This window comes from Paenibacillus sp. MAHUQ-63, assembly GCF_028765165.1.
In the GTDB taxonomy this organism is placed as follows: Bacteria; Bacillota; Bacilli; order Paenibacillales; family NBRC-103111; genus Paenibacillus_E.
In genome coordinates this window covers 517,639-543,004 of sequence record NZ_JARADB010000002.1, presented here as the reverse complement: position 1 = coordinate 543,004, position 25,366 = coordinate 517,639, and the positions used below count along the sequence as shown (strand labels likewise).

Genomic DNA, 25,366 nt, shown 5'->3' with positions numbered 1-25,366 from the left:
TCTGCACATTTACCCCGGAATTTTCTGACTTACTTAATACATTAAGCCTATGATTCGTATATTCATACGAAAATATAATTTTTTTCATTAGAAGTTGGGCACTTCTATAATTTATTCCTAGCGAACGGGCAAGACTACTAACCGTCATACTCCCCTCCGCTTGAATGTAAAGGTGAATAGCCTGAAACCAGACCAGTAATGGAAGTTTTGATTTATGCATGATTGTGCCCGCGGTAATTGAAACCTGCATGCGGCACTCCTTGCACTCTAATAATCTTCTCGTTCGTATATTGAACGCTTCGTTATGGTCACACCAAGGACAATGAAAGCCGCTGGACCAGCGCAATTCCGACAAAAACTCCTCACATTCCTCTTCTGTATGAAGCACTGTTGAATCCAGATTAACATATTGTCTGCTCACTATCCCACCCCAACACCAAACATTTGTTCTCCTTTATTATACCAAACATATGTTCCGATTGGAAGGGTTTGTCGGAAATATTTTTTACAAAAAGCTGCTCTAACCATGCCTAATATTCATAAATAAAAGATTCTGTTGTATATACAAAGCAAACGTAATTCTTTGAGTTGAGATAGATCAGGTTAGAGTTTAAGTGGAAGTAATCCTGTGAAAAATTGGGTCAAATTAAACCTGTAAGAGATTTGATGAAGTAATTCTCTGCTAGGTTTTTAGCAGATGCAACTCAGTTTAGAGTGTTGTTGAGGCTACCTTACTAGGGATTCTGTAGAAATAATTCGGTTCAGAGTTTTAGCAGCAGTAAATCAGGTTGGAGTTTTTAGTGGAAGTTATCCTATAGGATCTAGTGTCTATTGTAAATAATTCTAATTAGGGATAAAAGCATGTAAGCTCAGTTTTGGGAATTCAAAAGTAGAAATTATAAGTTTGTAGATACTACAGAAAATATGTTTTATCAATAGATTGAGTGCCCTAGCACTTGGTTCACGGCAGGCTTCCCGGAGGTACGAATTGTAGTTTGTAGATACAACAGAAAATGTGTTTTATCAATGGATTGATTGGCCGGGCACTAGGTTCACGACAGGTACTAAGGACGAGACTGGACAAGGTGGCTGATGTAGGAATGCGCCGCCCGATAAACCGGATATAAGTTACGAGGTGTTTGCCTTGTACAGAGAGTCAGGGATCGTAATCGCGAGAGTTCAGGGTGTGGAGTTCGGGGGTCGGAGGTCGAGGCTCAGGGTTCAGGGTTCAGGCTTCAGGGTTCGGGGGCGTGGAGCGGAAACGAAGCAATAGAAAAGCGAAGCCTGAGCGTTAGGCGCTCAGGGCATCGCTGGAATTGAATTTATCTGATTGAGATGAGGTCGAGAATAACTTCAGCCGTTTCTTCAATCGCTTTGTTGGTGACGTTGATTATCGGACAATTAAGCTGTTTCATGATGGATTCGGCATAAGCGAGTTCGTCTTGGATGCGGCGATAGGTGGCGTACTCGGAGCCGTCCGGAAGGCCAACGGTTTTGAGACGCTCAAGACGAATCTGCAGGATTTGACTGGCATCCATGGTGAGGCCAATGATGCGCTTGGCGGGAATTTTGAACAGCTCAGCCGGCAGTTTGATCTCCGGAATAATAGGCAGGTTGGCCGATTTGATGCCTTTATGCGCTAGGTAGATGCTTAGCGGTGTTTTGGACGTTCGAGAGACTCCGATGAGGACGACTTCGGCTTGCAGCATGCCGCGGTTGTCTTTGCCGTCGTCATATTTGACAGCGAATTCAATTGCATCTACGCGGCGGAAGTAATGGGCGTCCATCTCGTGCAGCAGGCCAGGCTTGCGCTTGGGCTTATCTCCATAAGTTTCGGAGAAAGCTTCGAGCATCGGCCCCATGATGTCAACAGCTTTGACTCCCAGACGAAAAGCTTCATTCCTCATCGTTTCACGAAGTTCCGGCTGGACTAAGGTATAGGCGACAAATCCTCCGGCAGCAGCCGCCTCCTGCAGCATTTGCACGATTTCATCTTGCCCGCTGATATGACCGTAACGCTTGATCCTGATCTGTTCGGAATTAAATTGACGAATGGTAGCCCTGGCAACGGCATCGGCGGTTTCTCCAATTGAATCTGAGCAAATAAACAACTGCTGTTGTTCGGTCACACGGCACCCCCTCTTGAACCTACTTTACGATTAAATTATACCTAAAAAACAAAAAAACCTCTATCTTTGGAAAAAGATAAAGGTTATGGCTTGTTTTTTTACTTTTGCTGCAGAATAAGAACGCCTTTGGCTGGGATGGTGACGTTATTTTCGACGAATTGCCCGGAAAGCAGATCCGTTGCTTTGAAAGCGCCCAGTTCTACCTTAGTCGGCTGATTGTTGTGGTTCATGACGAACATAAACGATTCCTTATTTTTGACACGTTCCGAGATTTCAACGCCTGCTACCGGCAGGATAGGAGCTACGATGCCTTTCTCCTGACACAGGTTGCGGATGAATCCCTGCAAGAAAGCGGGCTCAGGACTTGATGCCATATACCACGCTTGGCCTGAGCCGTATTTGTTGACGGTCAGCGCCGGCATTCCCTGATAGAAATCGCTGCCATAGACGGCTTTGACTTCGGCTCCTTCCGCATGGATAAGGTCGCACAGGAGGCCGCACTCATATTCTCCTTGCAGCGCGCCCCACGCCTCGTTGAGGACGATTTGGTTGCGCTGGTCAGGGAACAGGGCATCGATCTCTTCCGCCCAAATGCCAAGTACTTTGCGCAGTTCGCCTGGGTAGCCGCCAAGGGTAACGATATCGCTCTCATTGACGATGCCGCTGAAGAAGGTGGTGAGGAAGGTGCCTCCACCTTGAACGAACGCCTCAACGCGCGCCGCATAGCCTTCTTTGAGCATGTAGAGAACCGGAGCGATAACGATATCATAGCCGGTTAGATCGTCGTCGGTCCCGATCAGGTCTGTCTGGATGTTTTGCTGATAAAGAGCATCATAGTATTTATGAACTTCATCGACGTATTTCAGCGCGACGGTCGGTCCGCTGGAAAGCTCAACGGCCCAACGGTTTTCCCAATCATAGACGATTGCGACTCGGGCACGCACTCTGGAGTCCAACAGTTTGTCAGACAACGTCTGCAGCTCTGCCCCCAGCTCCGCACACTCCCGGAAAACACGTGTATGTTCATGTCCGACGTGCTCGATAACCGCACCGTGGTATTTCTCGCATGCCCCGACTGATCTCCGCAGCTGGAAGAACATCACGGTATCCGCTCCGCGAGCCACGGCTTGGTAGCTCCAAAGCTTCATGACGCCCGGCCGCTTCAAGGAGTTATAAGGCTGCCAGTTTTGCTGGCTGGGAGTTTGCTCCATCAGCATGAATGGCTGGCCCTGCTTCAAGCCGCGCATCAAATCGTGCGTCATTGCGGTTAGACTTGTCGGTGTATTCAATGACGGGTAGTTGTCCCAGGAGATGACATCCATGTATTTTGCCCATTTGAAGTAATCCAATGGCTTGTACAAACCCATCAAATTGGTGGTTACCGGCAGCTCCGGCGTGTGTTTTTTGACTGCATGGTATTCTAATTTATAACATTCCAACAAGCTATCGGACATGAATCTGCGATAGTCCAGCGAAATGCCTTGAAAGTTCGTATTGTCCTCTCCCCACTCTTCGGAAAGCGCATTCGGCGGTACGATTTCTTCCCACTCATAGAAGGTGTGTCCCCAGAAGCTCGTATTCCATGCTTTATTCAAGGCAGCCAGCGAAGTATAACGGTCCTGAAGCCAGACGCGGAAGCTTGCCGCACATTGATCGCAGTAGCAGTAACCGCCGTATTCGTTGGAGATGTGCCAAATCAGGACGGCCGGATGTTCCTTATACCGCTCTGCCAGCTTGTCGGCTAGCAGCGCCGAATATTTGCGATATGTCGGGGAGTTCGGGCATGAATTGTGCCTGCCGCCGAATTTGCGCTTGCGCCCTTCAAAATCGACGCGCAGCACATCGGGATACTTGTGCGCCATCCATGCGGGATGGGCTCCCGTACTGGTAGCCAAGCATACATAGGTCCCATTCTCATAAAGCTTGTTAATAATGTCGTCTAACCACTCAAAATCATAGGACTCTTCATTCTTCTGGATGCGAGCCCACGAAAATACGTTAACAGTGGCTACATCGATGCCGGCGAGTTTGAACATCCGCACATCTTCATCCATCACTTCTTTATCCCATTGCTCGGGATTGTAGTCCCCGCCGTACCATATTTTCGGTAGCTTGTCATTAATCACGCTAATGCACCTCTTCCATCCCTCAATGTTCATATAAGAATAAATTCATTGTATTGGATTCTATTTCATCTTAAAATATAATATTTTTACGAACCTATATAAAAAAATGGAACAGGTGGCATCTTAACATGCATAAAAGATACCAATTAACGCCTTCGACTGCGCAACCGTTTCCGCTTTTTATCGAAAGTATCGGACATCATGAAGATCAAGAGAAGCTCGTAAGGCCGGAGGGCTATCCTTGCTATCATTGGCTGCAAACGTACGACGGCGAAGGCGAGTTTGTGCTGGACGGAAAGAAGTATGCGCTGCCTAAAGGGACTGGCGTGCTGCTTCTGCCGGGCGTCCCGCATGCTTACTACGCCACAACGGATACCTGGTGCACGCAATATGTCACCTTCAGCGGAGCTTGCGCAGAAGCGATTCTCAGCACGCTGGAGCTGATGGAATCCGCCGTATACAGGTGGGACGAGGACGGTCCGCTGCAGCTCGAGTTAGGGCAAATTCTTGCGCACATGGATGCAGGCTCCGAGTATACAGACTACGATGCCTCATCTGATTTGTACCGTTTCTTCATTCAGCTTAAAAAGCATGGCGAGATCAACAATCGCGTATCGATCCGCAATCAAATCGCGCATTTGCAGCCATTGCTCAGGTGGTTGGAGACGCACTACGTGAACCCTGATACAAGCTTGGAGCAAATGGCCGGCGTGCTGGCCGTCACACCGCGGCATATGAATACGATGTTCCGGATCGCCTTCGGTTTATCGCCTTATGCGTATTTAATTCGAATGCGTCTGCGTAAATCTAAGGAAATGCTGCTTCAGTTTCCGAACAAGACGGTCAAGGAAGTAGCGATTCGGGCAGGCTTCCGCGATGTCAGCCATTTCGTGTCCAGCTTCCGCAAGCATGTCGGCTTGACGCCAGAACGTTTCAGGCAGATGAATTAACTGTTTCAATGCGCTATAATAAAAATATAGTAACTATTCTAATTCGAGGAGTTTGCCGATATGATAATTGAAATTTTCGAAGATATTGTTTGCCCTTGGTGCCGGATCGGCAAAAAGAATTTGGAGGATGCGCTGGCTTCATTCGATGCCGAGCCTGTTGAGATTCACTACCGCGCTTACCAACTCGACCCCACGACTCCGCTGGAAGGCCACCCTTTCCGCGAGCTCATGGCGAATAAATTCCGCACGGGTGAGGATCAATTGAACGGCATGTTCCAGCAGGTGACGGAGGCCGGCAAGGCGGCCGGACTTCACTTTGATTTCTCGAAGGTTGAGAAAATGCCGAACACGCTGAAAGCACATCAGCTGCTTGCAATTGCCCCTGAAGAACTCAAAAAACCGCTGGTTGACGCGTTATTCAAAGCTTATTTCGAAGACGGACTGGATGTGGGTTCCTTCGAGGCTCTGTTAGATACCGCCGAACGAATCGGAATGAACCGCGAACAAACGGCTGAGCAGTTGAACGCGAACGCTGGTCTGGAGCAGGTGGAAGCCGATTTGGATTTTGCAAGTGAGGCCGGCGTTACCGGCGTGCCTTTCTTCGTCATCAACCGCAAGTATGCTCTTACCGGCGCTCAGCCTTCGGCTACTTTCCTGCAAGTTTTGCAGCAAATTAGTACGGAGAATTCCGACGAGGAATAAATAACGCAGTCCGTCTGCCTGGGGTTAACAGGCAGTAAAAAACCGGCCCTCTTGAAGCTTGAAGAGAGGCCGGTTTTTGGCATGTGTTAGACTGAAACGGAAGCCGTCTTTCTGGCAAAAATCCGCTTGTAAAACAGCCCGCTGAGGATAATAACAGCGGCAAAAATGATCAGCAGGTTGCTGAATGGAACCGCCGTTAACGTGCTGAGAACGGGATTCGTATAAAAGTCCATGAAGCCGCCATCCAGCAGTTTGGCAACAAGGGCCGTTCCGACCGCTCCCGAGATGAAGGTGATGAGGTTGAACAGCCCCATCCCCACCCCCGTCTCGCTCACATCAAGCGTTAAGGAGACACGATTGGCCAGAGCGGTTTGGACGAAGGAGAAGCCGACATAAGTAGGCAGCAGCGCCGCCGAAATGAGCCATGGCGAATGACCGACCATGAGCGCGATGGCCGCTAGGGAAATAACGAGCAGGCCGAGCCCGATAAACACGACATAATTGTTTCCCCGCTTATCCGCCAAGTTGCCGCCGATCGTTCCGAAGATGACGGAACACATAGCGCCCGGGAATAGAATAAGACCGATCGTACTGGTGCTGAGATCGTTGACTTTGGCCAGCATGAGCGGAATGACGAACATGATGCCCATGACCGTACAGAAGACGAGGAAGCCGACAATCAAACCGCCGCGAAGCAGTTTGTTTTTAAATAAGGAAGGCTCAATGAACGGATCTTTGGCCTGCCGAATGTGAAATATAAACCAGATGAGCAGTGCGGCGCTTGCCGCTAAAAAGTACCAATGCGGGTATGACAGGTAGACGGTAATACCCGCTACCGAAAGCGCCACGAGCGCTGCGCCGAGCATATCGACACTGCCTGGTTTGCGCTTCTCTTCAGGCAATATCTGATTGAAGAACGGAATGGAAATAAGCGTAAACAGCGGAATGATAAATAAATACGTCCAGTGGAATGTCGCGGAGACGAACCCGCCTACCACCGGTCCAACGGCGATGGCGAAGGATACCGTCGAGGTCAGAAGCCCGAATACCTTCCCTCGATCCGAAGGCGAGAAATAACGGGCGACGACGACCATGACCAAGGCCGGAATGGCTGATGCGCCGGCCCCCTGCACGGCGCGGGCAAAAATGACGGCAGGATACCACGCTTGAAGCGCGAAGCCTAATGCGGATCCGACGCTATAAATAAGTATACCGGCGACGATCAGCTTTTTCAGCGAAAAAATATCCGATAAACGGCCGTAAATAACGGATCCGATACCGAAAAAGATAATGAACGTCGTCAGCACCCAGCTGACACCTGTCGGCGTAATCGCGTACTGCTTGGCGATCTCCGGCGTTGAGACGTTGAATACCGTTTCGTTCAAAACCGCAAAAAAGATAAGAAAAATAATCCATGGCACAGCCTTCTTGGCATCTATCACTTTCTCTTGCGCCACTTCTGTTGCAGTTGCAACATGCTGCATCGTTTCCACCTCCGGCTAATTAACTGTAAACTTTTCAATCACAATTAACTGTAATAATAATTATTATAGTTAGATCTGTCAATAGGTATCTTTCATCTTTTGCCAGGATATAAGATAATGATCCATGGACTTGCATTAATAGAACAGGAGTTACGAACATGAAGGCTTTCATTCGCTTACTAAAACATCTCCCCTCTCGACTGATGATCCTGGTCATTCCATTTATCTTAATGGCTATGGTCGAGTATTTGGAGCGCGGCTCCTACGAAGGGCTTCATGAGTGGGTCTTGCATCACCCGCTCTCTATGGTTCTCGCTTATTTCGTTGTCGGAACCCTCTATGTATTCCTGATCGCCGTCACAGGCAGAGCCAAACTATCGTTCTGGCTGCTGTGTGCAGCGCTGCTGCCGCTTGGCGCAATCAGCGGAAGCAAACTGCAGGCCATAGGAAGCCCCTACTATCCATGGGACTTGTATTTTAACAATCAGATCATGGCGTACACCGCGTTTCTGAAAGAGTATTTAAATTACCGCATCATCGGGTGTACGGCCCTATTCCTTGTTGTAACCGCTGTTGTATTCCATGTGCTCTTGCGGGGCAAACGAATCGCGTTGAATTGGATCGAACGCAGTATATATGCGATTATCGCCATTGTCATGGCGGCAAGCCTCTACATGGACGCGCCGATTCCTTTCATGAGGCTGTACGGCATCTATACCGTTCCTTGGGATCAAACGATCACGTATGATGAGAACGGCTATCTATACTCCTCGGTTAAAATGCTCGGTTTTCTGAACGTAGACAAGCCTGCGGGGTACAGCAAGAAAGCGATTGAATCGATTATTGCCAAAATTCCTGAGAAACCGGCAGCAAGCGATAAAAAGCCGAATGTGATCGTCGTGCTCGGAGAATCTTTCTGGGATCCAACGCTGATGAAGAACGTTACGTTCAGCCGCGATCCGATTCCGAACCTGCATGCCTTGCAAAAACGATACACGAGCGGATGGATGCTGTCGCCGCAATTCGGGGGGAGCACGGCTAATGTAGAATTCGAAGTTTTGTCGGGGAATTCGATGCGATTTTTCGGACAGCCTCCTGATAAAATTCTTCCTTACATTCAATATGTGAACCATGGCGTCGATTCGCTGGCCAGTATTATGACGAGGCAAGGATATACGGCGACATCCATCAACCCGTTCTTCAGCTATTTCTTCGACAGCCGCAAAGTGTACAAGCACTTCGGCTTCTCGCGATTTATTTCGAGCGAGTATTTCCCTAACGACTTTGAAGGTCCGAACTATGCGGATCGTGCGGTTGTGAACAAAATTATCGAGGAGACGGAGAAGAGTGCGGGACCTGATTTTATTTTTGCGAACACGATGGAAAATCATCATCCTTACAAACCCGGTAAGTTCAGTAAGAATACGATTGAAGTAACCGGCGATATTTCTGCTGAATCCAAGGGTATTTTGGAAACTTATGCGCAAGGCATCTCAGCGACGGACAAAGCGCTGCAATCGCTTGTGGATTATTACTCCAAGCGGCAGGAGCCGACGATCCTGTTGTTCTTCGGGGATCATTTCCCATTTTTTGAAGATGATTATAGGGTATACCGCGACGCGAAGTATGTGCTTCCGAATGACCCGGATTTGTATGTGAAAACCCATTATACGCCATTTCTGATCTGGAACAATTACCTCCCTGCCGACCAGGAACAGTTCGAGCTCAAGATGAGCCCGTCATTTCTGGGGCCCAAGCTCTTGCATATGGCAGGCGTCCAAGGCAGTTATTACACCGACTATCTCTATGAGCTCTCGCAAAAGTTTCCGGTCATACCCCCAGAGAACATGTGGGACCAAGCGGGCTTGAAGGAAAGCGATCTAGCCGATTACAGAAAGCTGCAATATGATAATTTATTTGGCGGCCGCTACGGGTATGCAGCCAAAGGCTATAAAGATACGATTGTCCAGCAGGGCTACACGCTTGGTTACGGAGATCCCGTCATCAGCCAAGTGAGCCGGAGCGAGAACAAGCTGAAAGTAACCGGCAAGCCGTTTTATTCTTCGTGCAACGTGTATATCGACGGCAAGCTGTACAAATCCAATTTCGATGGCGACGCGACCTTATATGTCGATCTGTCCTCTTCGGATAATCCAATACTAGAGAGCGCTCCGTCCCATCAGGTCGAAGTTCGGATCTATGACGACAAGCATATGAAAATCGGCCAGTCGAACCCGTACCCGCTTCCGTAGTCATGAGCTCTCCCATTCAAGAATAGGATGAACCATAACCTGTTCAAAGGGGGAGCTTGTATGCCATGTTACGTTCCTCCGGCGCATGTTCACTTCTTCAAGATCATGTCGTCCGTAGAGCTCGGCCACAATCACCTGTTGCGGTTATACACCTTCAACGTCAATGGAACGGCCTACGATGGACATGTCCATCAATATCAAGGCATAACCGGGATCAAATACGGCCACTATCATAATTACTTCGGAACGACAGGACCTGCCATTCCGCTCCAAAACGGCACGCACTATCATCGTGTCGAGGGGATCGTCGAGCTCAACGCCTTCAACACGCCAAGAGGCAAAGCGCTGCAAATTTCCGCAGCAAGGGAAGGCAAAATCGAGGAATGGCATCAGCACTCATATTCCGGGTACTCGACGGCCGGGTTCAGCTATGAGCCTTGGTAATAAAAAAGAGTCAAGCTTAAGGCTTCGAACCTTATGCTTGACTCTTTTGTTATTTAGGCTAAATCTGTTATGCGGATCGACCATGCGAAGGCGAAGGTCTCTCCTGCCGCCAAGCCTTGCGCGCCGGACAGCGCAGGGGCGTAAGGCTCGTTGAACACGTTCATAATGCTCGTGTACGGCTCCAGGGATACCGCATCCGTCCATGGCGCGGTAAACAGCACGTGAATGGGAAACTTCTCTCCCATCTCAAACACAAGCTTCGTGCCCCGAGCCTCATAGCGCAGCTCGCACGTTTGCGGGCCGGGCTCCATGCTGAGCAGCTGCGAGCCGCCCGGGTAGTTCGGCAGCTCCGTCAGCACAGCGCCTCCCCGGAGCGCCGCCGTCAGCGCCGATGGCGCAGGCTCGCCCGCGGCGTAGCCGTCCGCGCTGAGCGGCCATTCCGCTGCCGCGGGGATGGCCACCTTCACGCGGCTGGCTTCGCCGCTCGCGTAAGCGAAATACGGGTGAAAGCCAAGCGACAGCGGCATCGTGCTGCCGCTCCGGTTGGCGATTTCACCGCTGAGCGACAACGTACCGTCCTTCAGCCGGTACGTGAAGCGGAAGCAGGCGGCGTGCGGATAATACGCCAGCATGTCCGGATGCTCCGCGAGGTCGAACTCCGCGGAGACATACGCCCCGCCAGCCGCGTCCGCGCCGCTGGCCACAACCTTCCACGGCTTCTCGCGCAGCTCGCCGTGGGCGTGATCCGGCTCCCGGTTCTTCGGGAGCCGGTATTCGCGGCCTTCGAAGGTGAAGGCCGCCTGTTTGACGCGCCCCGGCGGGAACAGAATGGGCACGCCGTAGCGCGAGGACTTCTCGCGAAGCTCGGCGACGCCGGCCGGCTTCGCGATGTAAGCTTCGCCGCGCACGTCGAAGCGGAACAAGTGCAAGCCGACAGCCGGAATGACCTCGGCTGTCGCTTGGGCTTCGCGGTCGACGAGGCGAAGCGTCGACTCACCGTCCCACTCGCTCTGGATGAGTTCGTATCGATTCATATCATTCATTCCTCCTTAACGTTAACGTGTTGAATGGATTGGGTTACGGGCCGTCTTCTGTAATAGGCGATTAATGCCGCCATCCCGAGGACCAGCACGGCTGTGGTGACCAGGCTGCCTTCCGCGCCGAAGCCGCCGCCGGAAAGCAGCTCGCTTCCTTGAGCCCGGGCATGGGCAAGTGACGGCATCGGGGTGCCGGATACCTGGAAGCCGAAGATGCAGCCCTGGATGAAATTCCAGGACAGATGCAGCCCGACGGGCATCCATAGGCTTCCCGAAAGTACACGCGCCAAGCCGAACAACAGCCCGGCCAAGAGCAGATTGATCAGCGGCATCGGGGAGTTCCACATGCCCGGATTGAATGCATGCAGCAGGGCGAAGAACAGCGTCGACACGGCGACCGCTGCCTTGCCGCCGAAGCGCGCCTGGACAAGCCCCTGCAGGTACCCCCGGGCGAACAGCTCTTCATTAACGGCAACGCCGACGAACAGTAAGAATCCGCTTAAGAGCTCAAGCCCTAACGCCGGGGACCATGAACCGGTTTGGATGGCGATGCCGCCGAGCAGCCAAATGCCTGTGCAGGACACCGTAATCAGCAGCGCTCCGGCCGCGAAGCCCTCGCCGAACCTTCTGACGAGTCCGCGCGTATGCAAGCCTAAGCTCCAGCCCTTGCGCCTCTCGAAAATGACATATGACAGGAGAACACCGCTGATGAAGCCGAAGATCTGCGCCCACAAGGCTGCCTTGATGAAGAAAGGATCCCGCGCCACAGCGTCCATGCTCAATCCCAGATCCGGCTGCCGCAGAATGGCGGCCACGGCTGCAGCTACCGAGACAAGAACGGTAATGACGACGATGAATACCAGGGTTAACAGGACTTTGCCCACAATCGTCATAATGGATATGGACGTTCGCTGCTTCTTAAGATCGATGAGGCTCCACTCCCTTCTCCCATTTATTCGTGAAGGATGTCCCATATCCTGCCACAGTCTGATAGGAAAGGAACTCTTGTGCAAATGTTGGCTCCATGCCACAATAGAGAAAATATGGATTCGCACAGGTGGAGGACTTATGCTTTTCGTATTATTTGCGCTTTGGATTATCGCGCTCGGGCTTCTGATGATCGATCCCCGGTCAAGCACGATGCGCTGGATGAGCTCGATTGCTTTCACAGGAGGCTTCGGAGCGCTCGCTGCCGTTCTATCGGAAACGTTCATCCCCTATATCCAGCTCACGGTGCCCAATCCGTCCATCACAAGCTTGCTCTATCGCGTGATGGGGATCTGCTCGCTCATCTCCTATTACGGACTGCCCTATTCATTCGCCATGCTCGCGTTGAACTATAACACTTCTTGGCAAAAGCCGCCGGTACGGGCCTGGCTTCCGTTCGCGCTGCTCATTCCGCCCCTCGCGTGCCTGCTGTTCACACCCGGCTATACCGAGGAACTGCCGATATCGTTCGGGGTCGTCGCCCTTTGGGCGGTTCCCTATATCTTCATTGGCGCCGTGATGATCGTGCTGAAGAAAGAGCGGCTGCCGGCCCTGAAGCGCACGCATTTGTTCACGTGCTTGGCGCTTCTGCCGCCGATCCTTTGTGTAGGCGTGCTGAACTATTTGATGCCGAGCTTCGGATTCTACCGGATGTGGGTGTACCACGTATGGATTCTCGCTTTCGTGGTGCCTTTTTTCATTTATACGTTCTTCAAATACGGCTTTCTCGGCATGCGGCTTCTGATCGAACGGCGCAAGCTGGATTCAACGCTCCGCGCGATCACGTCAGGCACGGCGATTTTAAATCATGCGATCAAGAACGATGTCGGCAAAATGCGCCTGTTTCTCGAGAAGATGAGACAGCACGCCGAAGAAACGAATCAGGAAGAGCTGCTGCGGGACATCGACGTCGTGATGGGAGCTTCCACGCATATTCGCGACATGATCACCCGCGTGCATGAACAGACGCAGGAGCTGCCGCTGCGCATGGCTCCGGTCCGCCTCGGAGAGCTGATCGATGAAGTGCTGCCGGCATTAAAGCCTTATGCGGCGGGTATCGAAGTGAACGTAAGCGTCGCGGAGAACATCATCCTGCCGCTGGACCGGATTCAGATGGCCGAGACCTTAACGAATGTGCTGATGAACGCCGTAGAAGCGATGCCGCAAGGCGGCGTCATTACCGTACGAACCATTCAGACCAAAAAGCAGCTCGTGCTTGAAATTAAAGATACGGGCACGGGGATGGACAAAGAGGTGCTCAAGCAAGTGCTGGAACCATTCTACACGACGAAAAGCGGGTCACGCAACAACTTCGGGCTCGGACTCGCCTATTGCTACAGCGTGATGAAAAAACACGGCGGCTCGTTGGAGCTGAGCAGCTCCCCCGGCCGAGGCACCAGCGTGTTTCTCACGTTCCCGATGAAGGGATTACAGACATAAGGGGGGTTCACATTGGAACCTATTCGCGTATTGATTGTAGAGGATGATCTAGACTGGCTGCGCGGCCTCAAAGCTTATTTGAACCGCCAGCAGGACTTGACGGTCGTAGATACCGTCTCGACCGCGCAAGAGGCCAGAGAGCTCTTCGCGGGCGCAGAGCCGGGCGTTGACGTCGTATTGATGGATATCATGCTGCAGGATGAGCCTGCAGGGATCGCGCTTGCCGAACAGGCGTTCTTGGGATGGGGAGTCAAAGTCATTATGCTGACTTCGATGGAGGAGAAGGATTTCATTTTCCGCTCGTTTCAAGCCGGCGCTATCGACTACCAGATTAAATCCAGGTTCGAAGAACTTCCGGCTATTATCCGAGCCGTTCATGCGCGCCAAGCGTCCATCAATGCGGCTGTTGCCGAACAAATGCGGGAGGAGTTCCGCCGGTTGAAGCGCTTGGAGCATCAATTCAAGGTGAAGGAAATTCGCGATATGATCACCCCGACAGAGCTCCAGGTGCTGGAGATGATCGACCAAGGCCATACGCAAACGGAGATTGCGAACCGGTTCTTCATCTCCCTGCGAACGGTCAAAATTCATGTAGGTCATATTTTGAAAAAGTTGGGGAGTTCAAGCAGCAAAGATGCCGCCCAGCAAATACGGGATTTAGGCTTGTTCGAGCAAACCAGACCAGACAAGAAAAAGGACGGCGAGCCTTGAATCAGTGAATGTCTTTTTTCTTGAATCTTCCGCCTTTGACATCGTGAATATTGCCGACTGCGAGGAACGCTGTAGGATCCAGTTCATCGACGATGGATTTCAACTTCGCTTCCTCCAGCCGCGTAATGACACAGAAGATCACCTTCTTATCCTCTCCGGAGAAGCCCCCTTCGCCTTCCAGATAAGTAACCCCGCGTCCCAGCCGGTCCAAGATCGCTTCGCCGATTTGTCTGAACCGGTCGCTGATGATCCAGACGGATTTGGACTCATCGAAGCCCTCAATCGTAACATCAATCATTTTGTAGGCAATGAAATAGGCAATTAAGGAATACATCGCGCGATCCCAACTGTAGACGAAGCCTGCGCTGCCTAGGATGAAGACGTTGAAGAACATCACGACCTCGCCTACGGAGAACGGGATTTTCTTGGATACAAGTATCGCAATGATCTCCGTTCCGTCCAGCGAGCCCCCGAACCGGATGACGATCCCGACCCCGATGCCGAGAATAATGCCGCCGAACACCGCAGCCAAGAGCGGGTCGTTCGTAAGCTCCGGAACCGGATGCAGCAAAGCCGTTCCCGCGGACATGATCAGAATGGCGAATAACGTCGATAAGGCGAACGTTTTACCGATCATTTTGTAACCGATGAAAAGAAAGGGCATATTGAGCAGCGTCAGGAAGATCCCTACTGGAACCTGGGATAAATAGGAGAGAATGATAGAGATCCCCGTTATGCCTCCGTCAATAATTTTGTTCGGAACCAAGAAGATTTCAAGGCCAACAGCCATTAATGCGGCTCCCAGGAAGAGGAAAATTCCGCGCCGGAATAAGCTGCTTTTGGTCATTCTGCGGTGTTGAGCCCGTATCGAGACTCTTTTCTGTAATTGGATCTGCTCCTTCGCCATGTTTTCATCCCCTTTATATGTCTTTTTTTGTATATTTATGTTTCTAGACCAAGGCGTCATTTTCCTTCTGAAAGCCTTCCTTCATCTAGTGAAAATGTCATAAAAATATTAGATAATCTACCATCGAATATTGTCATTTGCCATGGTATAATGTCAGATGTCATTTACAATTTATCTACAATCAGTAGGAGACCTTATGAAAATTAATTTTGAGCCATTCCTGCAATTTGCGCGGCCGCGGCTGCCTTTCGTAATTATTGCATTCATTCCCGTGGTTATTATGGAAATCCTGAGTCGTGGGCACTATATAGAAATGTTCACTTGGAGCTACAAGCATTTGGTCGAATTGCTCTTCAACGAATGGATCGTTTTCAGTTTGCTCCTGCTTTTGATTGCGGTTGTCGGCCGCACGCGGATAGCCTATTGGATCCTTTCCGGGGTTCTCCTCGTGCTCGCCCTGATCAGCGGCATTAAACTGAAAATTTTGGGGGTTCCGTTAACACCTTGGGATTTGGTCGTTGCGGGAGAAGCATCCGATATGGTGCAATATATTTCCAATATTTTCACGTTCAAAGTCTTGTTCATGATCGTGCTGTTCCTGGCGTCGAGCTACTTCCTGTTATACCGCACACCCTTATTTATGAAAAAGGTAGCGTTAAAAGAACGGGCAATTCTCGCACTTGTTTCGCTAGCCATGATATTCGCGGTCTACACGGATCGCCCGCTTCCTGTGCAGAAATGGTTCGGCATCCAAGCTTCCGTCTGGAATCAGGTTGAGAACACGCAGACGAACGGATATGCGCTGGCTACGTTCCTGAATACGAAATCCATGTTCAGCGACAAGCGTGAAGGCTACGACGACAAAGCGGTTGAAGCGATTGTCAGCCAGACACCTAAGCCTGTCAAAGCTGGCGACCCGAATGTGAAGCCGAATGTAATCGTCGTCTTAAGCGAAGCTTTCTGGGACCCTACGGTGATTAAAGGTGTGAAATTCAGCCGGGATCCGATCCCGTTCTTTCATAATTTGCAACAAACCGGAACAAGCGGCTCCTTGCTGTCGCCACAATACGGCGGCGGAACGGCCAACGTAGAATTTGAGGTTTTGACGGGCAATTCCATGCGCTTCCTGCCGCAAGGCTCGATTGCGTATAACCAGTTCATCTCGAACGAGGTGGATTCGCTGGCCAGCATTTATGCCAGACAAGGGTACACGTCGACGGCGATCAGCCCGTTTTACAATTGGTATTTTAACAGTAACAGAGTTTATAAGGATTTCGGCTTCGCGAAGTATATCCCGATCGAATATTTCAAGCCCAACTACTCCGGTCCGTACATTGCGGATAGCGAGGTGACGGCAAACATTATTCATGCGACGGAGCTGAGCGACGGTCCGGATTTCGTCTTCGCCAACACGATGGAGAATCATTTCCATTTCTATCCCGGCAAATTCCCGAAAAATACGATTGATGTGAGCGGAGACATCTCGCCTTCCTCCCAAGGGATGCTGGAGACGCTTGCCCAAGGCATCAGCGCGGCCGATAACATGTTGAAGGATCTTGTACAATATTATCAGAACAAAGGCGAACCGACCATCATTGCATTCTGGGGCGACCACCTGCCGGCCCTTGGGGATGATTATGCGACCTATATCGATACCAAATATATTAGCGGCAAGGACGATCCGGATTTCTTGAAAAAAATGTACAGCACACCGCTCGTCATCTGGAACAATTTCGATGACCGCAAAGATAAGCTGAACATTAGCCCGTCATTCTTAGGTCCTTATCTTATTGAATTATCCAAACAGCAAGGAAGCTATTATACGGATTATTTGAGCCAGCTTGCCAAGAAGATTCCGATCATCCCGCCCAAAGATTATTTTGAGTCGATGAACATTAACGAGTTGGATCTGAAAGATTACGAAACGCTGCAGTATGACATTCTTTTCGGCGATCGCCATGCTTATAAGGACTATGCTTCACCTATCGTCAATTCCAAATATATGCTCGGCTTCGGTCCCATACTCCTGGATCAAGTTGAGGCGGATTCCAAAGATATATCCGGCCGTACCAGCATCACGCTGACGGTTAAGGGCAGCAATCTGCCGCCGCTGGGCACAGTCATGCTGAATGGCAAAGCCGTGCCGACGACCTGGCAGGATGAGCATACCGTAACGGCCAAAGTAGAAGGCAATTTGTTGAAGGCCGGCATCTGGGACATTCAGGTTCATGTTGTAGACTCCAAAGAGAACGTCGTTGGTAAATCGAATACGCTGCCGATTGAAATCGGCGGCAGATAAAAAATCCCTCAAGCAGGTTGAACTGCTTGAGGGATTTTTGCAATTGGTATATGAATTAGAGCGTAATAACTTTGCCTGTCGCTTCGGATTCGAATGCAGCCAGGATGACTTCCAGGGAGCGTTTGCCTTCTTCACCGGAAATGCGCGGCTTCGTTCCGTTCACAATGCTCGCTACGAACTCATCGATCACGCCGCTGACGGTTTGCTTCTCGTTCGTCGCCACTTGGCCGACTTTGTAACGTTCAACGGTACCGTTGCGCAATTCGACGATAACTTGATCGTTCGGATCCGTATCGATTTTGATTACGCCGTTCTCGCACCAGAGTACGGTGGAGTTGTCTTGGCCTTTGTAGTATGTCCAGCTGGCAACCAAGGAGCCTGTTGCACCGCTCTTCATACGCAGCAAGCACGTCGCGTTATCGTCGATATCCGTGCCTTCTTTGTGCAGCGTGCCGACGAATGCTGCGACTTGTGCCACTTCATCGTTCAACAGCCAACGGATCAAGTCGGATTTGTGCACGCCGAGGTCACCCATAGCGCCCATGATCGCCTCTTCCTTGCGGAAGAACCAGCTCTCGCGGCCGTCAATGCTCCAGCCTTCCGGTCCCGGATGGCCGAAGGACGTACGGAACGTCAAGACTTTGCCAAGCTTGCCTGTCTCCAAAATCTCCTTCGCTTTCACGGACGGAGGCATGAGGCGCTGATTGTGGCCGACCATGAGGAAGACGCCGTTCTTCTTCGCCGCTTCGATCATCGCATCCGCTTCTTCCGCCGTCGTTGCCATCGGCTTCTCGACCAGCACGTGGGCGCCGGCGTTCGCAGCCGCGATGGAAACCTCTGCGTGCAAATAGTTTGGCGTACATACGCTTACTGCGTCAACTTTCTCTTGCTTGAACAGCTCTTGGTAGCTGCTGTATGCTTTGCCGCCATGAAGCTGCGCGTAGTGCTCCGCTCTTTCGATAACCGGATCGACGAAAGCGACAAGCTCAACATTCGGATTCAAGGCGTATTCAGGAATATGTCTATGTTTGGAGATAGAGCCGCAACCGATGACGGCAACTTTAATTTTGCTCATGATTAATGATACACTCCCTCAAAATTATGAATTATTTAACGTTGGTATAATGCTCTTTGACCCAGTTCAAGCTGTTCTCGATGCTCGTAAGCGGCGGCTTCTGGCAGTGATCCTGCTCAACGACGAGCCACTCCGCACCCGCTTGCTCCGCCGCAGCAATGACTTGCTCCAGCGGAACTTCGCCCAGACCAAGCTCCAGCGTAACCAGTTTGCCTTCCGAATCTTTCGTGAAATCCTTGAAGTGCACAAGAGGCAGACGGCCTGTGTACTTAGCGATATAAGCCAGCGGATCTTGTCCGGCATATTTCACCCAGCAGACGTCCATCTCAACCTGGATGGCTTCTTTGCCTGCGTACATGGCATCAAAGACGAACTCGCCGTCCACTTTATGATGGAATTCGAAATCATGATTATGGTATAAGAACTGCAAGCCTTGTTTCTTCACTTCGATCGCGAACTGCTCGCACTCCGCAATCAAGGCTTTCCATTGGTCGGCATTCTCACGCTCTTCCGCGCCGACATAAGGGCAAATCGCATATTTGGCGCCAATCGTATGCAAGTAGTCGATTTCACCTTGCAGGTTCTTGCGGAATCTATCTAAACTGATATGGCTTCCGATCGCTTTGAGCCCGAGTTCATCCAACAAAGCCTTCATCTCGGCTGCTGGCTTGTCGAAATATCCGGCGAACTCCACACCCTCATAACCTAATTGGGCAACATGGCGAAGCGTGCCTTCCAAATCTCTAGCCATGTCATCGCGAAGCGTGTACAATTGCAGACCAATGCCTAAACGTGCCATTCGTTCTCCTCTTTTCTTCATTCTCGATTTGGGTATTTCCAAGACTATGTACACAAGTATAACGGAACATAGCATATTGTTACCATTAACGATATAATCAAAACATCTCTTATTTGGCTACGAAAGGTGATTGCAATGGACATCGAGCTGTTAACCTGCGGCTATTCTTTTCATATGGAACCGTTTAATGTCAGCACCAAATCCGGACTTAACTCTTATCTTTTCCGTCTGCAGACCGAGGGCACAAGTGAAGCTCTCGTAGGCGGCGCCATGATGCCGATCGAAGCCGGACATCTGCTGCTCTTCCAACCCGGAGATCCCTACGAGCTGCGGATCGAACAGCCGGCAGACCAGCCCGGGAGCAAGATTGCCAGCGGCGACTACTATCTATTTTGCAAAGGGAGCTGGATCGACAGCTGGTGGAAGCGCACCCCCAAACAGACGTGTACGCGCATCGACCTGGATCCGCGGCTTATTTCCCTATGGCGCCAACTCATTCTTGAGAAACGCCGGATGGAAGAGGAGAACCGCGAGCTTAGCGGCTACCTGCTGCAGGCGCTTTGCGTTTATGTCGAACGTGCCATGACCGAAACGGTTTCCTTGCAGGGACGGCCATTTACAGGCACACGGATGAAACGATTCATCGAAGCCCATGCGACCGCCACCTTCAAAGTCGACGATGTGGCCGAACACGTGGGGCTCAGCGTCTCCCGGGCGGTTCATCTGTTCAAAGAATGCTTCGGCAAAACGATGATTCAATACGCCTTGGAAGTTCGATTGTCCAGCGCCGTTGAACGGATGCACGACAGTTCCATGTCGCTGGAACAAATCGCGCTAAGCTGCGGCTTCGGCAGTTACCCTTACTTCCACAGGGCTTTCAAGCATAGATTCGGCATCTCTCCCAAGCTGTACCGGCAGAAAGATTCACAGAGTTGAAAAATTCACAAATTTTTCATGTTCTTTCGGAGCGAGTTTGGAACTTTTTTGCCCGCTCATTCGTATATTCATTGACAAGAAAACCTAGAGTTGAAAGGTAGTAAAAGGAGGAATCGATCAAAAAGCGAATAGCTTCCCATGAAAATGCAAGTTTGTTTCAAAATTGTAAAACTATTTTAAGGTTAAATTAATAATAATCCTATATGCTAAACATATATCCAATTCCTAGGATGGTGAAAATCTATGAAAATGTTTATTACGATTCACAACAAACCCGTGCCTGTTTACTCCGATGAGAAAAATAAAAAGAAATTCAATCTATTGAAATCCGCTCTTGAAGCGAAAGTGATTAAAGGAAGAGCGACGATCAAGAAATGCTTGGACTCGATCATCTCCATCGAAATCGTTGGATGCGAAGCGATCCTGCATTCCTTCAACGAACGCGATTCATTGGCACTATCACTGTACTAATTAAAGTGAAGAGTCCACCGGGAGCAGCCGCTCCCGGTGGACTCTTCTTTCGTTATACGTAACGTTCGCGCGCAATGCCGAGATGATGTTCCGCATGACCTGCGATTACGTAAGCCAGCGCTCTTGCCGTAATGTCATACGTGCTGGCGTTGCCAACACGCGGCCAAGCTGACACCCCGATCGTTGTCAGCAGTGTAAACGTCGCCTGCCGGACCGCTTGGAAATCCGCGATCAAGTCGGCCAGCGGCACATGGTCGAAGCTCCCGTTCTCGATGAAAATATCCTGATCGAAACCGGGCAGCTTCGTCGTATCCCCCCGTGCGACGCGCAGCATCCGGTAGCTCATGACACGCTCCGTATCCGTCATGTGGCCCAGCAGTTCCTTCAAGCTCCACTTGCCAGGCGCATAGCGCGCAAGTCCTTGTTCTTCGGTTAATCCGGAGAAGAACCCGGTGATCTCCTCAAGCTGGCGGCGGAGGAAAGTCTCGTAATCGCCATCCGGCACTTTACTGATATACATTTCATAATAAGAGTTATATTCGCTTGCTTCAGGTCGTTTCAGCATAATCGCCGTTGTCTCCCTTCCATGATCAGCCTATGTAATAGACTCATCATACCGGAAACAAGGTGAAATTTGAAGAACTTTCCTCTCCAAAATATAACGTGCACTAGCCAAACTTATACGTCATACCGTATCCGCCCTTCGGATATACCCATTCGATGTTATATGACGGACAAGCAATCCGGCACGTTCCGCATTCAATACAGTTCTCATAAGCAACTGTCGTAATTTTGAGCTTTTTTTCCCACTCGTACACGTCCGAGGGACAGAAGTAATTGCAATCCTTCGTCACACAGCTCACACAAGTCTGCTTATCCTTAATTACCAGGTGAGACTTGTCGTCGCATTTGTAGCGAATGGTAAACAGCTTATCGGAAATGTCGCTTTGACTCATCCGTTCATCGCCCTCCATCCCTTGTAGCCCAGCTTCATGAGGTTGACCGTACCGCCTGCGGCGTTCTTAATCAGCTTAACCGCCATTTTCTGCTTATCCGCCTTCGTCGTCCCGTCCACCAGGAACATATTGTAGGCGGCTTCGTTCAGCGCCTTCGGCAGCTTATCGAACAGCAATCCGGGATCCTGATCCTTCAGGAATTGGTGCATGCCCTTATATTTTTGCAAATCCTTGTGCACGAACGATTCGCGTATTTTTTGATCATATGCCTGCATGGACGCGGCGGAGAAATCTCCCTTGGCTTTGGCTTCCACAATCGCTTCACCGGCAAGCCGGCCCGATGTCATCGCCAGGTTCGTGCCTTCGCGGTGCACGAAGTTGACCAGCTGCGCGGCGTCGCCGCAGACACACCAACCATTGCCCGACAGTGGCGGGATGGAATGGAAGCCGCCCTCGGGAATCAAGTGGCCCGAATACTCCTTCGTCTCCCCTCCCTGGATCAGCTTGCGGATCATCGGATGCTGCTTGACGGCGTCCAGAACCGCATACGGCTTCACTTTTTTATCGCGAAGATGATTGACCATCACGCCGACGCCCAAAGAAATCGTATCTTTGTTCGTATACAGGAAGCCCATCCCCGCCATGCCCAGCGAAGTCTCACCCATGAATTCGATCGTCACGCCCTCGTCGCCTTCGAGCCCGAAGCGGTCCTCGATCTTCTCCTTAGGCAGTGCGATCACTTCTTTCACGGCAAGGGACACCTGGTCCGGCATCCACTCTTTATGAATCCCCATCGCTTTGCCAAGCAAGGAGTTCACGCCGTCCGCAATGACGACTACGTCGGCATACAGATCCCCGTCATCCCGGTCCGTGCGCACGCCGACCACCTTATCACCTTCCCGGATGACGTCCAGCGCGACCGTTTCATAGACCGGAATGGCTCCCGCTGCGACTGCTTTGTCGGCGAACCACTGGTCGAATTTGACGCGCAGTCCCGTGAAACAGTTATACGGCTCCTTGTACGCCTCGTTGCGGTGACCGAACGTGACCATGGACTCTTGCCCCATCATCCAGATGCGCTGCTCCACGATGTACCGCTCCATCGGGAAGTTCTTCTCTTTCCAGAACTCGGGCACGAGCTCCTCGATCTGCTTCCTGTAGAGGACGCCGCCGAAAATGTTTTTGGCCCCGGGGAATTCCCCTCGCTCGAGCAGTACGACCGATAAGCCGGCGCGCGCCATCGTTAAAGCAGCCGCCGCACCGGCCGGTCCTCCGCCAACGACGATCGCATCGAATTTTTCATTCATTTGGCCTCACTCCTCTCTCGTGCCGCACGAGCCTCTTTCTTGGCAGGCGCCGCTTCGCTCTTCTTCTCGCCTCCCGGGGGAGCGCTCTCCGGCAGCCGCTTGCCAAACAGCGTCCGGCGATGCTTGATTTCCTGGGTGATCGCCGGCACCAGCTTAAACATATCGCCTACGATCCCATAATGCGCGAATTGGAAAATCGGCGCCTTCTCATCTTTATTGATGGCGACGACTACGTCGGAATTGCTCATGCCGACGGTATGCTGAACGGCTCCGGAGATGCCGATCGCGAAATACAGCTTCGGCCGCACGGTGGCGCCGGTCTGGCCGACCTGGTGCTCATGGCCGATCCAGCCGGCGTCCACCGCTGCACGGGATGCGCCGACGACGCCGCCGAGCGCCTCGGCCAGCTCGGCGAGCATCCCGAAGGCATCGGGGCCGCCAAGCCCGCGGCCGCCGGCTACGATAATCTCGGCTTCCTCGAGATTGAGCTTGCCTGTTTCGCGCAGGAAATCCAGCACCTGCGCGGCGATCTCTTCCTCCCGCATCGCGGCCTCGATGCGAACGATCTCGCCTTGGCGCGCCGTATCCTTGGGCAGCGCCTGAAACACGCCGGCACGCGCCGTCGCCATCTGCGGCCGGTACTGCTTACAGAGGATGGTCGCCATCATCTTCTCGGAAAATGCCGGCCGGCTCGCCAGCAGCAGCCGCGACGGCGGCGGCTCCACGTCGAGCTGCGTCGTGTCGGCCGTCAGCCCCGTCGGCAGGTGCGTTGCGATCGCACCTGCCAGGTCGCGCCCCGTGGCTGTCGCGCCGAACAGCACGATCTCGGGCTTCGCTTCCTCGATCAGCTTCAAGCAGACCCGGCTGTACGGCCGGGTCCGGTAAGTGCGAAGCTCCGGGGCTTCGCAGAGGTACACCCGGTCCGCGCCGTAATGCACGGCTTCCTCGGCGAGATGTTCGACATCGTCGCCGATGACGAGCGCCATGAGCGGCGCTTCCAGCTTCGCGGCCAGCTTCTTGCCTTCGCCCAGCAGCTGCCAGGACACCTTCTTCGCAACGCCGTCGCGCTGCTCCACTACGATGAGCACGCCCCGATAGGCGGACCAGTCGGGCATTGCCGCTTCGGCTTGGTCTTGTTCATTAGCCAAGATGACTCCCTCCATTCGTTACGAGATCGCTTATTATACGCATGAGCCGTCTCTTCCTCATGGCGACGACCAATCGAGCAGCTTCTGCATATCGTCCGTGAGCAGCTGGTCGGCCAATTGAGCGGCGGCCGCTTCCGGCGTATCAGACGTAATCATTTGCGTCTTGACAGCCTTTACCTCCGGCACCCAGGTTTTGGCGACGATCGTCGGCGAACCTTTGAGCCCGATTTTGGCCCGCTCCAAATCCGGGAAGTCCGCTGTCGTCCATACCGTCGGCTTATACCGTGCCGCGCGGATCATGCCCGGCAGCGAGGCCCGCCTAACCTTGTTCAGTTCCTTGAGCGCCGTAATCAACACCGGCATGCTTGTCTCCACAACTTCGATGCCGTCTTCCAACAGCCTGTGCACGCGCACCTTGCGCTTCTCTTCATCAACCTGAACCACTTTATTCACATACGTCAGCTGCTCCAAATCCAACCGGCAGGCAACGCCCGGCCCCACCTGTCCCGTATCGCCATCCAGCGTTTGTTTGCCGCAAAACACCATGTCCACCGGTCCCCACGTTTCCGCAATCTTGCGGATCGTTCGCGCGACCACATAGGAAGTCGCAAGCGTGTCCGCTCCTGCAAAGCCGCGGTCGGTGACCAAAACGGCGTCATCCGCACCGAGGGAGATGCACTCCTTTAGGCTCTTCTCTGCAGGTGGCGGCCCCATCGTGACGACCGTCACCCTTGCGCCGGTTTCATCCTTAATCCGCAGCGCTTCCTCCAGCCCGTGCATATCGTAGAAATTGACGATACTGGGGACGCCTTGGCGGATTAACGTATTGTTTTTCGGATCGATACGAATTTCTCTGGAGTCAGGAACCTGCTTAATACATACGACAATATGCAGCATCTCTGCACCCTCCTGTTTCTTCGGGGGAACTCTGTCGCATCCATTGACAAAGCACCCGCAATGCTTGTCATCATTGTGAAATTTGTCACTAAACGCCGCATAGAAATCGCTTTCAACAAAAAATGATGCTATACATAGCCTACAACAATATATGCTTCCGAAAATCTAACATGACACTTACTTTTGACCGTAGCTCCGCAGATATCACAGAAAGTACAGTTTTTCACTTATCGTAAGGTTCGTGAGGCTGGTCAAGAAGAGCAGGCGTAAATATGCATCTTGTAGATATCGCAGAAAGTGCTGTTTTGG

22 protein-coding genes and 1 pseudogene are annotated in these 25,366 nt (G+C 51.7%); 9 read left to right on the top strand and 14 right to left on the bottom strand.

Annotation, left to right across the window (positions count from 1 at the left end; all coding sequences use genetic code 11):
* Positions 1-256: 256 nt before the first annotated feature.
* The 3 genes and pseudogenes from PUT07_RS35600 to PUT07_RS10560 form a co-directional block, all read right to left on the bottom strand.
* A pseudogene (locus PUT07_RS35600) lies at positions 257-388 on the bottom strand (transposase); the annotation flags it as partial.
* Between the two features lie 934 nt (positions 389-1,322).
* On the bottom strand, positions 1,323-2,129 hold the full coding sequence (locus PUT07_RS10565; RefSeq protein ID WP_274467911.1) for a pyruvate, water dikinase regulatory protein: 807 nt from the start codon (positions 2,127-2,129) through the stop codon (positions 1,323-1,325).
* A gap of 98 nt (positions 2,130-2,227) precedes the next feature.
* Complete coding sequence (locus tag PUT07_RS10560) at positions 2,228-4,255, bottom strand: beta-galactosidase (protein WP_274467910.1); 2,028 nt, start codon at positions 4,253-4,255, stop codon at positions 2,228-2,230.
* A gap of 128 nt (positions 4,256-4,383) precedes the next feature.
* On the opposite strand from PUT07_RS10560, the gene PUT07_RS10555 reads away from it, so the two are divergent.
* A complete protein-coding gene (locus PUT07_RS10555; RefSeq protein WP_274467909.1) occupies positions 4,384-5,205 on the top strand; it encodes an AraC family transcriptional regulator in 822 nt (273 codons plus the stop codon).
* Between the two features lie 60 nt (positions 5,206-5,265).
* The gene (locus PUT07_RS10550; RefSeq protein ID WP_274467908.1) at positions 5,266-5,907 is read left to right on the top strand and encodes a DsbA family oxidoreductase; all 642 of its coding nucleotides are present in this window, start codon (positions 5,266-5,268) and stop codon (positions 5,905-5,907) included.
* 86 nt (positions 5,908-5,993) lie between these two features.
* Here the strand turns inward: PUT07_RS10550 and PUT07_RS10545 are convergent, their stop codons facing one another.
* Positions 5,994-7,391, bottom strand: a complete 1,398-nt coding sequence (locus PUT07_RS10545; RefSeq protein ID WP_274467907.1) for an MFS transporter — start codon at positions 7,389-7,391, stop codon at positions 5,994-5,996.
* 158 nt (positions 7,392-7,549) lie between these two features.
* On the opposite strand from PUT07_RS10545, the gene PUT07_RS10540 reads away from it, so the two are divergent.
* Both PUT07_RS10540 and PUT07_RS10535 read left to right on the top strand, forming a co-directional pair.
* Complete coding sequence (locus PUT07_RS10540) at positions 7,550-9,643, top strand: LTA synthase family protein (protein WP_274467906.1); 2,094 nt, start codon at positions 7,550-7,552, stop codon at positions 9,641-9,643.
* A 60-nt stretch (positions 9,644-9,703) separates the two neighbouring features.
* Entirely contained in the window at positions 9,704-10,087 is a 384-nt protein-coding gene (locus PUT07_RS10535) for a YmaF family protein (RefSeq protein WP_274467905.1), read from the top strand.
* Positions 10,088-10,140: 53 nt separating this feature from the next.
* On the opposite strand, the gene PUT07_RS10530 is transcribed toward PUT07_RS10535, so the two are convergent.
* Both PUT07_RS10530 and PUT07_RS10525 read right to left on the bottom strand, forming a co-directional pair.
* On the bottom strand, positions 10,141-11,121 hold the full coding sequence (locus tag PUT07_RS10530) for an aldose 1-epimerase (RefSeq protein ID WP_274467904.1): 981 nt from the start codon (positions 11,119-11,121) through the stop codon (positions 10,141-10,143).
* Between the two features lie 5 nt (positions 11,122-11,126).
* On the bottom strand, positions 11,127-12,137 hold the full coding sequence (locus tag PUT07_RS10525; protein ID WP_274467903.1) for a CPBP family intramembrane glutamic endopeptidase: 1,011 nt from the start codon (positions 12,135-12,137) through the stop codon (positions 11,127-11,129).
* Between the two features lie 55 nt (positions 12,138-12,192).
* Between PUT07_RS10525 and PUT07_RS10520 the strand changes: the two genes are divergently transcribed.
* Together PUT07_RS10520 and PUT07_RS10515 are read left to right on the top strand one after the other, a co-directional pair.
* Complete coding sequence (locus PUT07_RS10520) at positions 12,193-13,551, top strand: sensor histidine kinase (RefSeq protein ID WP_274467902.1); 1,359 nt, start codon at positions 12,193-12,195, stop codon at positions 13,549-13,551.
* 12 nt (positions 13,552-13,563) lie between these two features.
* Entirely contained in the window at positions 13,564-14,262 is a 699-nt protein-coding gene (locus PUT07_RS10515) for a response regulator transcription factor (protein WP_274467901.1), read from the top strand.
* Between the two features lies 1 nt (position 14,263).
* On the opposite strand, the gene PUT07_RS10510 is transcribed toward PUT07_RS10515, so the two are convergent.
* The gene (locus tag PUT07_RS10510; protein ID WP_274469282.1) at positions 14,264-15,109 is read right to left on the bottom strand and encodes a YitT family protein; all 846 of its coding nucleotides are present in this window, start codon (positions 15,107-15,109) and stop codon (positions 14,264-14,266) included.
* Positions 15,110-15,365: 256 nt separating this feature from the next.
* On the opposite strand from PUT07_RS10510, the gene PUT07_RS10505 reads away from it, so the two are divergent.
* Positions 15,366-17,468, top strand: a complete 2,103-nt coding sequence (locus PUT07_RS10505) for an LTA synthase family protein (RefSeq protein ID WP_274467900.1) — start codon at positions 15,366-15,368, stop codon at positions 17,466-17,468.
* Between the two features lie 55 nt (positions 17,469-17,523).
* Here the strand turns inward: PUT07_RS10505 and PUT07_RS10500 are convergent, their stop codons facing one another.
* On the bottom strand, positions 17,524-18,543 hold the full coding sequence (locus PUT07_RS10500) for a Gfo/Idh/MocA family protein (RefSeq protein WP_274467899.1): 1,020 nt from the start codon (positions 18,541-18,543) through the stop codon (positions 17,524-17,526).
* A gap of 31 nt (positions 18,544-18,574) precedes the next feature.
* Complete coding sequence (locus tag PUT07_RS10495; protein ID WP_274467898.1) at positions 18,575-19,342, bottom strand: sugar phosphate isomerase/epimerase family protein; 768 nt, start codon at positions 19,340-19,342, stop codon at positions 18,575-18,577.
* A gap of 135 nt (positions 19,343-19,477) precedes the next feature.
* Between PUT07_RS10495 and PUT07_RS10490 the strand changes: the two genes are divergently transcribed.
* Positions 19,478-20,278, top strand: a complete 801-nt coding sequence (locus tag PUT07_RS10490; protein ID WP_274467897.1) for an AraC family transcriptional regulator — start codon at positions 19,478-19,480, stop codon at positions 20,276-20,278.
* A 243-nt stretch (positions 20,279-20,521) separates the two neighbouring features.
* On the top strand, positions 20,522-20,749 hold the full coding sequence (locus PUT07_RS10485) for a 3-dehydroquinate dehydratase (RefSeq protein WP_090822679.1): 228 nt from the start codon (positions 20,522-20,524) through the stop codon (positions 20,747-20,749).
* Positions 20,750-20,801: 52 nt separating this feature from the next.
* Here PUT07_RS10485 and PUT07_RS10480 read toward each other — a convergent pair whose 3' ends face one another.
* The 5 genes from PUT07_RS10480 to PUT07_RS10460 all read right to left on the bottom strand — a co-directional run bounded on the left by PUT07_RS10480 (position 20,802) and on the right by PUT07_RS10460 (position 25,057).
* On the bottom strand, positions 20,802-21,314 hold the full coding sequence (locus PUT07_RS10480; protein WP_274467896.1) for a DinB family protein: 513 nt from the start codon (positions 21,312-21,314) through the stop codon (positions 20,802-20,804).
* Positions 21,315-21,417: 103 nt separating this feature from the next.
* Entirely contained in the window at positions 21,418-21,705 is a 288-nt protein-coding gene (locus tag PUT07_RS10475) for a ferredoxin family protein (protein ID WP_274467895.1), read from the bottom strand.
* Positions 21,702-23,012: an FAD-dependent oxidoreductase gene (locus tag PUT07_RS10470; protein WP_274467894.1), complete on the bottom strand. Its 1,311-nt coding sequence runs from the start codon at positions 23,010-23,012 to the stop codon at positions 21,702-21,704. The genes PUT07_RS10475 and PUT07_RS10470 overlap by 4 nt, the downstream gene beginning before the upstream one ends.
* Positions 23,009-24,127 carry an electron transfer flavoprotein subunit alpha/FixB family protein gene (locus tag PUT07_RS10465; RefSeq protein ID WP_274469281.1) on the bottom strand — a complete coding sequence of 373 codons (1,119 nt, stop codon included), beginning with the start codon at positions 24,125-24,127 and terminating at the stop codon, positions 23,009-23,011. The genes PUT07_RS10470 and PUT07_RS10465 overlap by 4 nt, the downstream gene beginning before the upstream one ends.
* 90 nt (positions 24,128-24,217) lie before the next feature.
* On the bottom strand, positions 24,218-25,057 hold the full coding sequence (locus PUT07_RS10460; RefSeq protein ID WP_274467893.1) for an electron transfer flavoprotein subunit beta/FixA family protein: 840 nt from the start codon (positions 25,055-25,057) through the stop codon (positions 24,218-24,220).
* Positions 25,058-25,366 lie beyond the last annotated feature (309 nt).

Bases quoted from the DNA above. Each gene is read 5' to 3' on its own strand.
- PUT07_RS10555 (WP_274467909.1), top strand. From the start codon at position 4,384: ATGCATAAAAGATACCAATTAACGCCTTCGACTGCGCAACCGTTTCCG.
- PUT07_RS10550 (WP_274467908.1), top strand. From the start codon at position 5,266: ATGATAATTGAAATTTTCGAAGATATTGTTTGCCCTTGGTGCCGGATC.
- PUT07_RS10545 (WP_274467907.1), bottom strand. From the start codon at position 7,391: ATGCAGCATGTTGCAACTGCAACAGAAGTGGCGCAAGAGAAAGTGATA.
- PUT07_RS10540 (WP_274467906.1), top strand. From the start codon at position 7,550: ATGAAGGCTTTCATTCGCTTACTAAAACATCTCCCCTCTCGACTGATG.
- PUT07_RS10535 (WP_274467905.1), top strand. From the start codon at position 9,704: ATGCCATGTTACGTTCCTCCGGCGCATGTTCACTTCTTCAAGATCATG.
- PUT07_RS10530 (WP_274467904.1), bottom strand. From the start codon at position 11,121: ATGAATCGATACGAACTCATCCAGAGCGAGTGGGACGGTGAGTCGACG.
- PUT07_RS10520 (WP_274467902.1), top strand. From the start codon at position 12,193: ATGCTTTTCGTATTATTTGCGCTTTGGATTATCGCGCTCGGGCTTCTG.
- PUT07_RS10510 (WP_274469282.1), bottom strand. From the start codon at position 15,109: ATGACCAAAAGCAGCTTATTCCGGCGCGGAATTTTCCTCTTCCTGGGA.
- PUT07_RS10505 (WP_274467900.1), top strand. From the start codon at position 15,366: ATGAAAATTAATTTTGAGCCATTCCTGCAATTTGCGCGGCCGCGGCTG.
- PUT07_RS10500 (WP_274467899.1), bottom strand. From the start codon at position 18,543: ATGAGCAAAATTAAAGTTGCCGTCATCGGTTGCGGCTCTATCTCCAAA.
- PUT07_RS10495 (WP_274467898.1), bottom strand. From the start codon at position 19,342: ATGGCACGTTTAGGCATTGGTCTGCAATTGTACACGCTTCGCGATGAC.
- PUT07_RS10490 (WP_274467897.1), top strand. From the start codon at position 19,478: ATGGACATCGAGCTGTTAACCTGCGGCTATTCTTTTCATATGGAACCG.
- PUT07_RS10485 (WP_090822679.1), top strand. From the start codon at position 20,522: ATGAAAATGTTTATTACGATTCACAACAAACCCGTGCCTGTTTACTCC.
- PUT07_RS10480 (WP_274467896.1), bottom strand. From the start codon at position 21,314: ATGCTGAAACGACCTGAAGCAAGCGAATATAACTCTTATTATGAAATG.
- PUT07_RS10475 (WP_274467895.1), bottom strand. From the start codon at position 21,705: ATGAGTCAAAGCGACATTTCCGATAAGCTGTTTACCATTCGCTACAAA.
- PUT07_RS10470 (WP_274467894.1), bottom strand. From the start codon at position 23,012: ATGAATGAAAAATTCGATGCGATCGTCGTTGGCGGAGGACCGGCCGGT.
- PUT07_RS10465 (WP_274469281.1), bottom strand. From the start codon at position 24,127: ATGCCCGACTGGTCCGCCTATCGGGGCGTGCTCATCGTAGTGGAGCAG.
- PUT07_RS10460 (WP_274467893.1), bottom strand. From the start codon at position 25,057: ATGCTGCATATTGTCGTATGTATTAAGCAGGTTCCTGACTCCAGAGAA.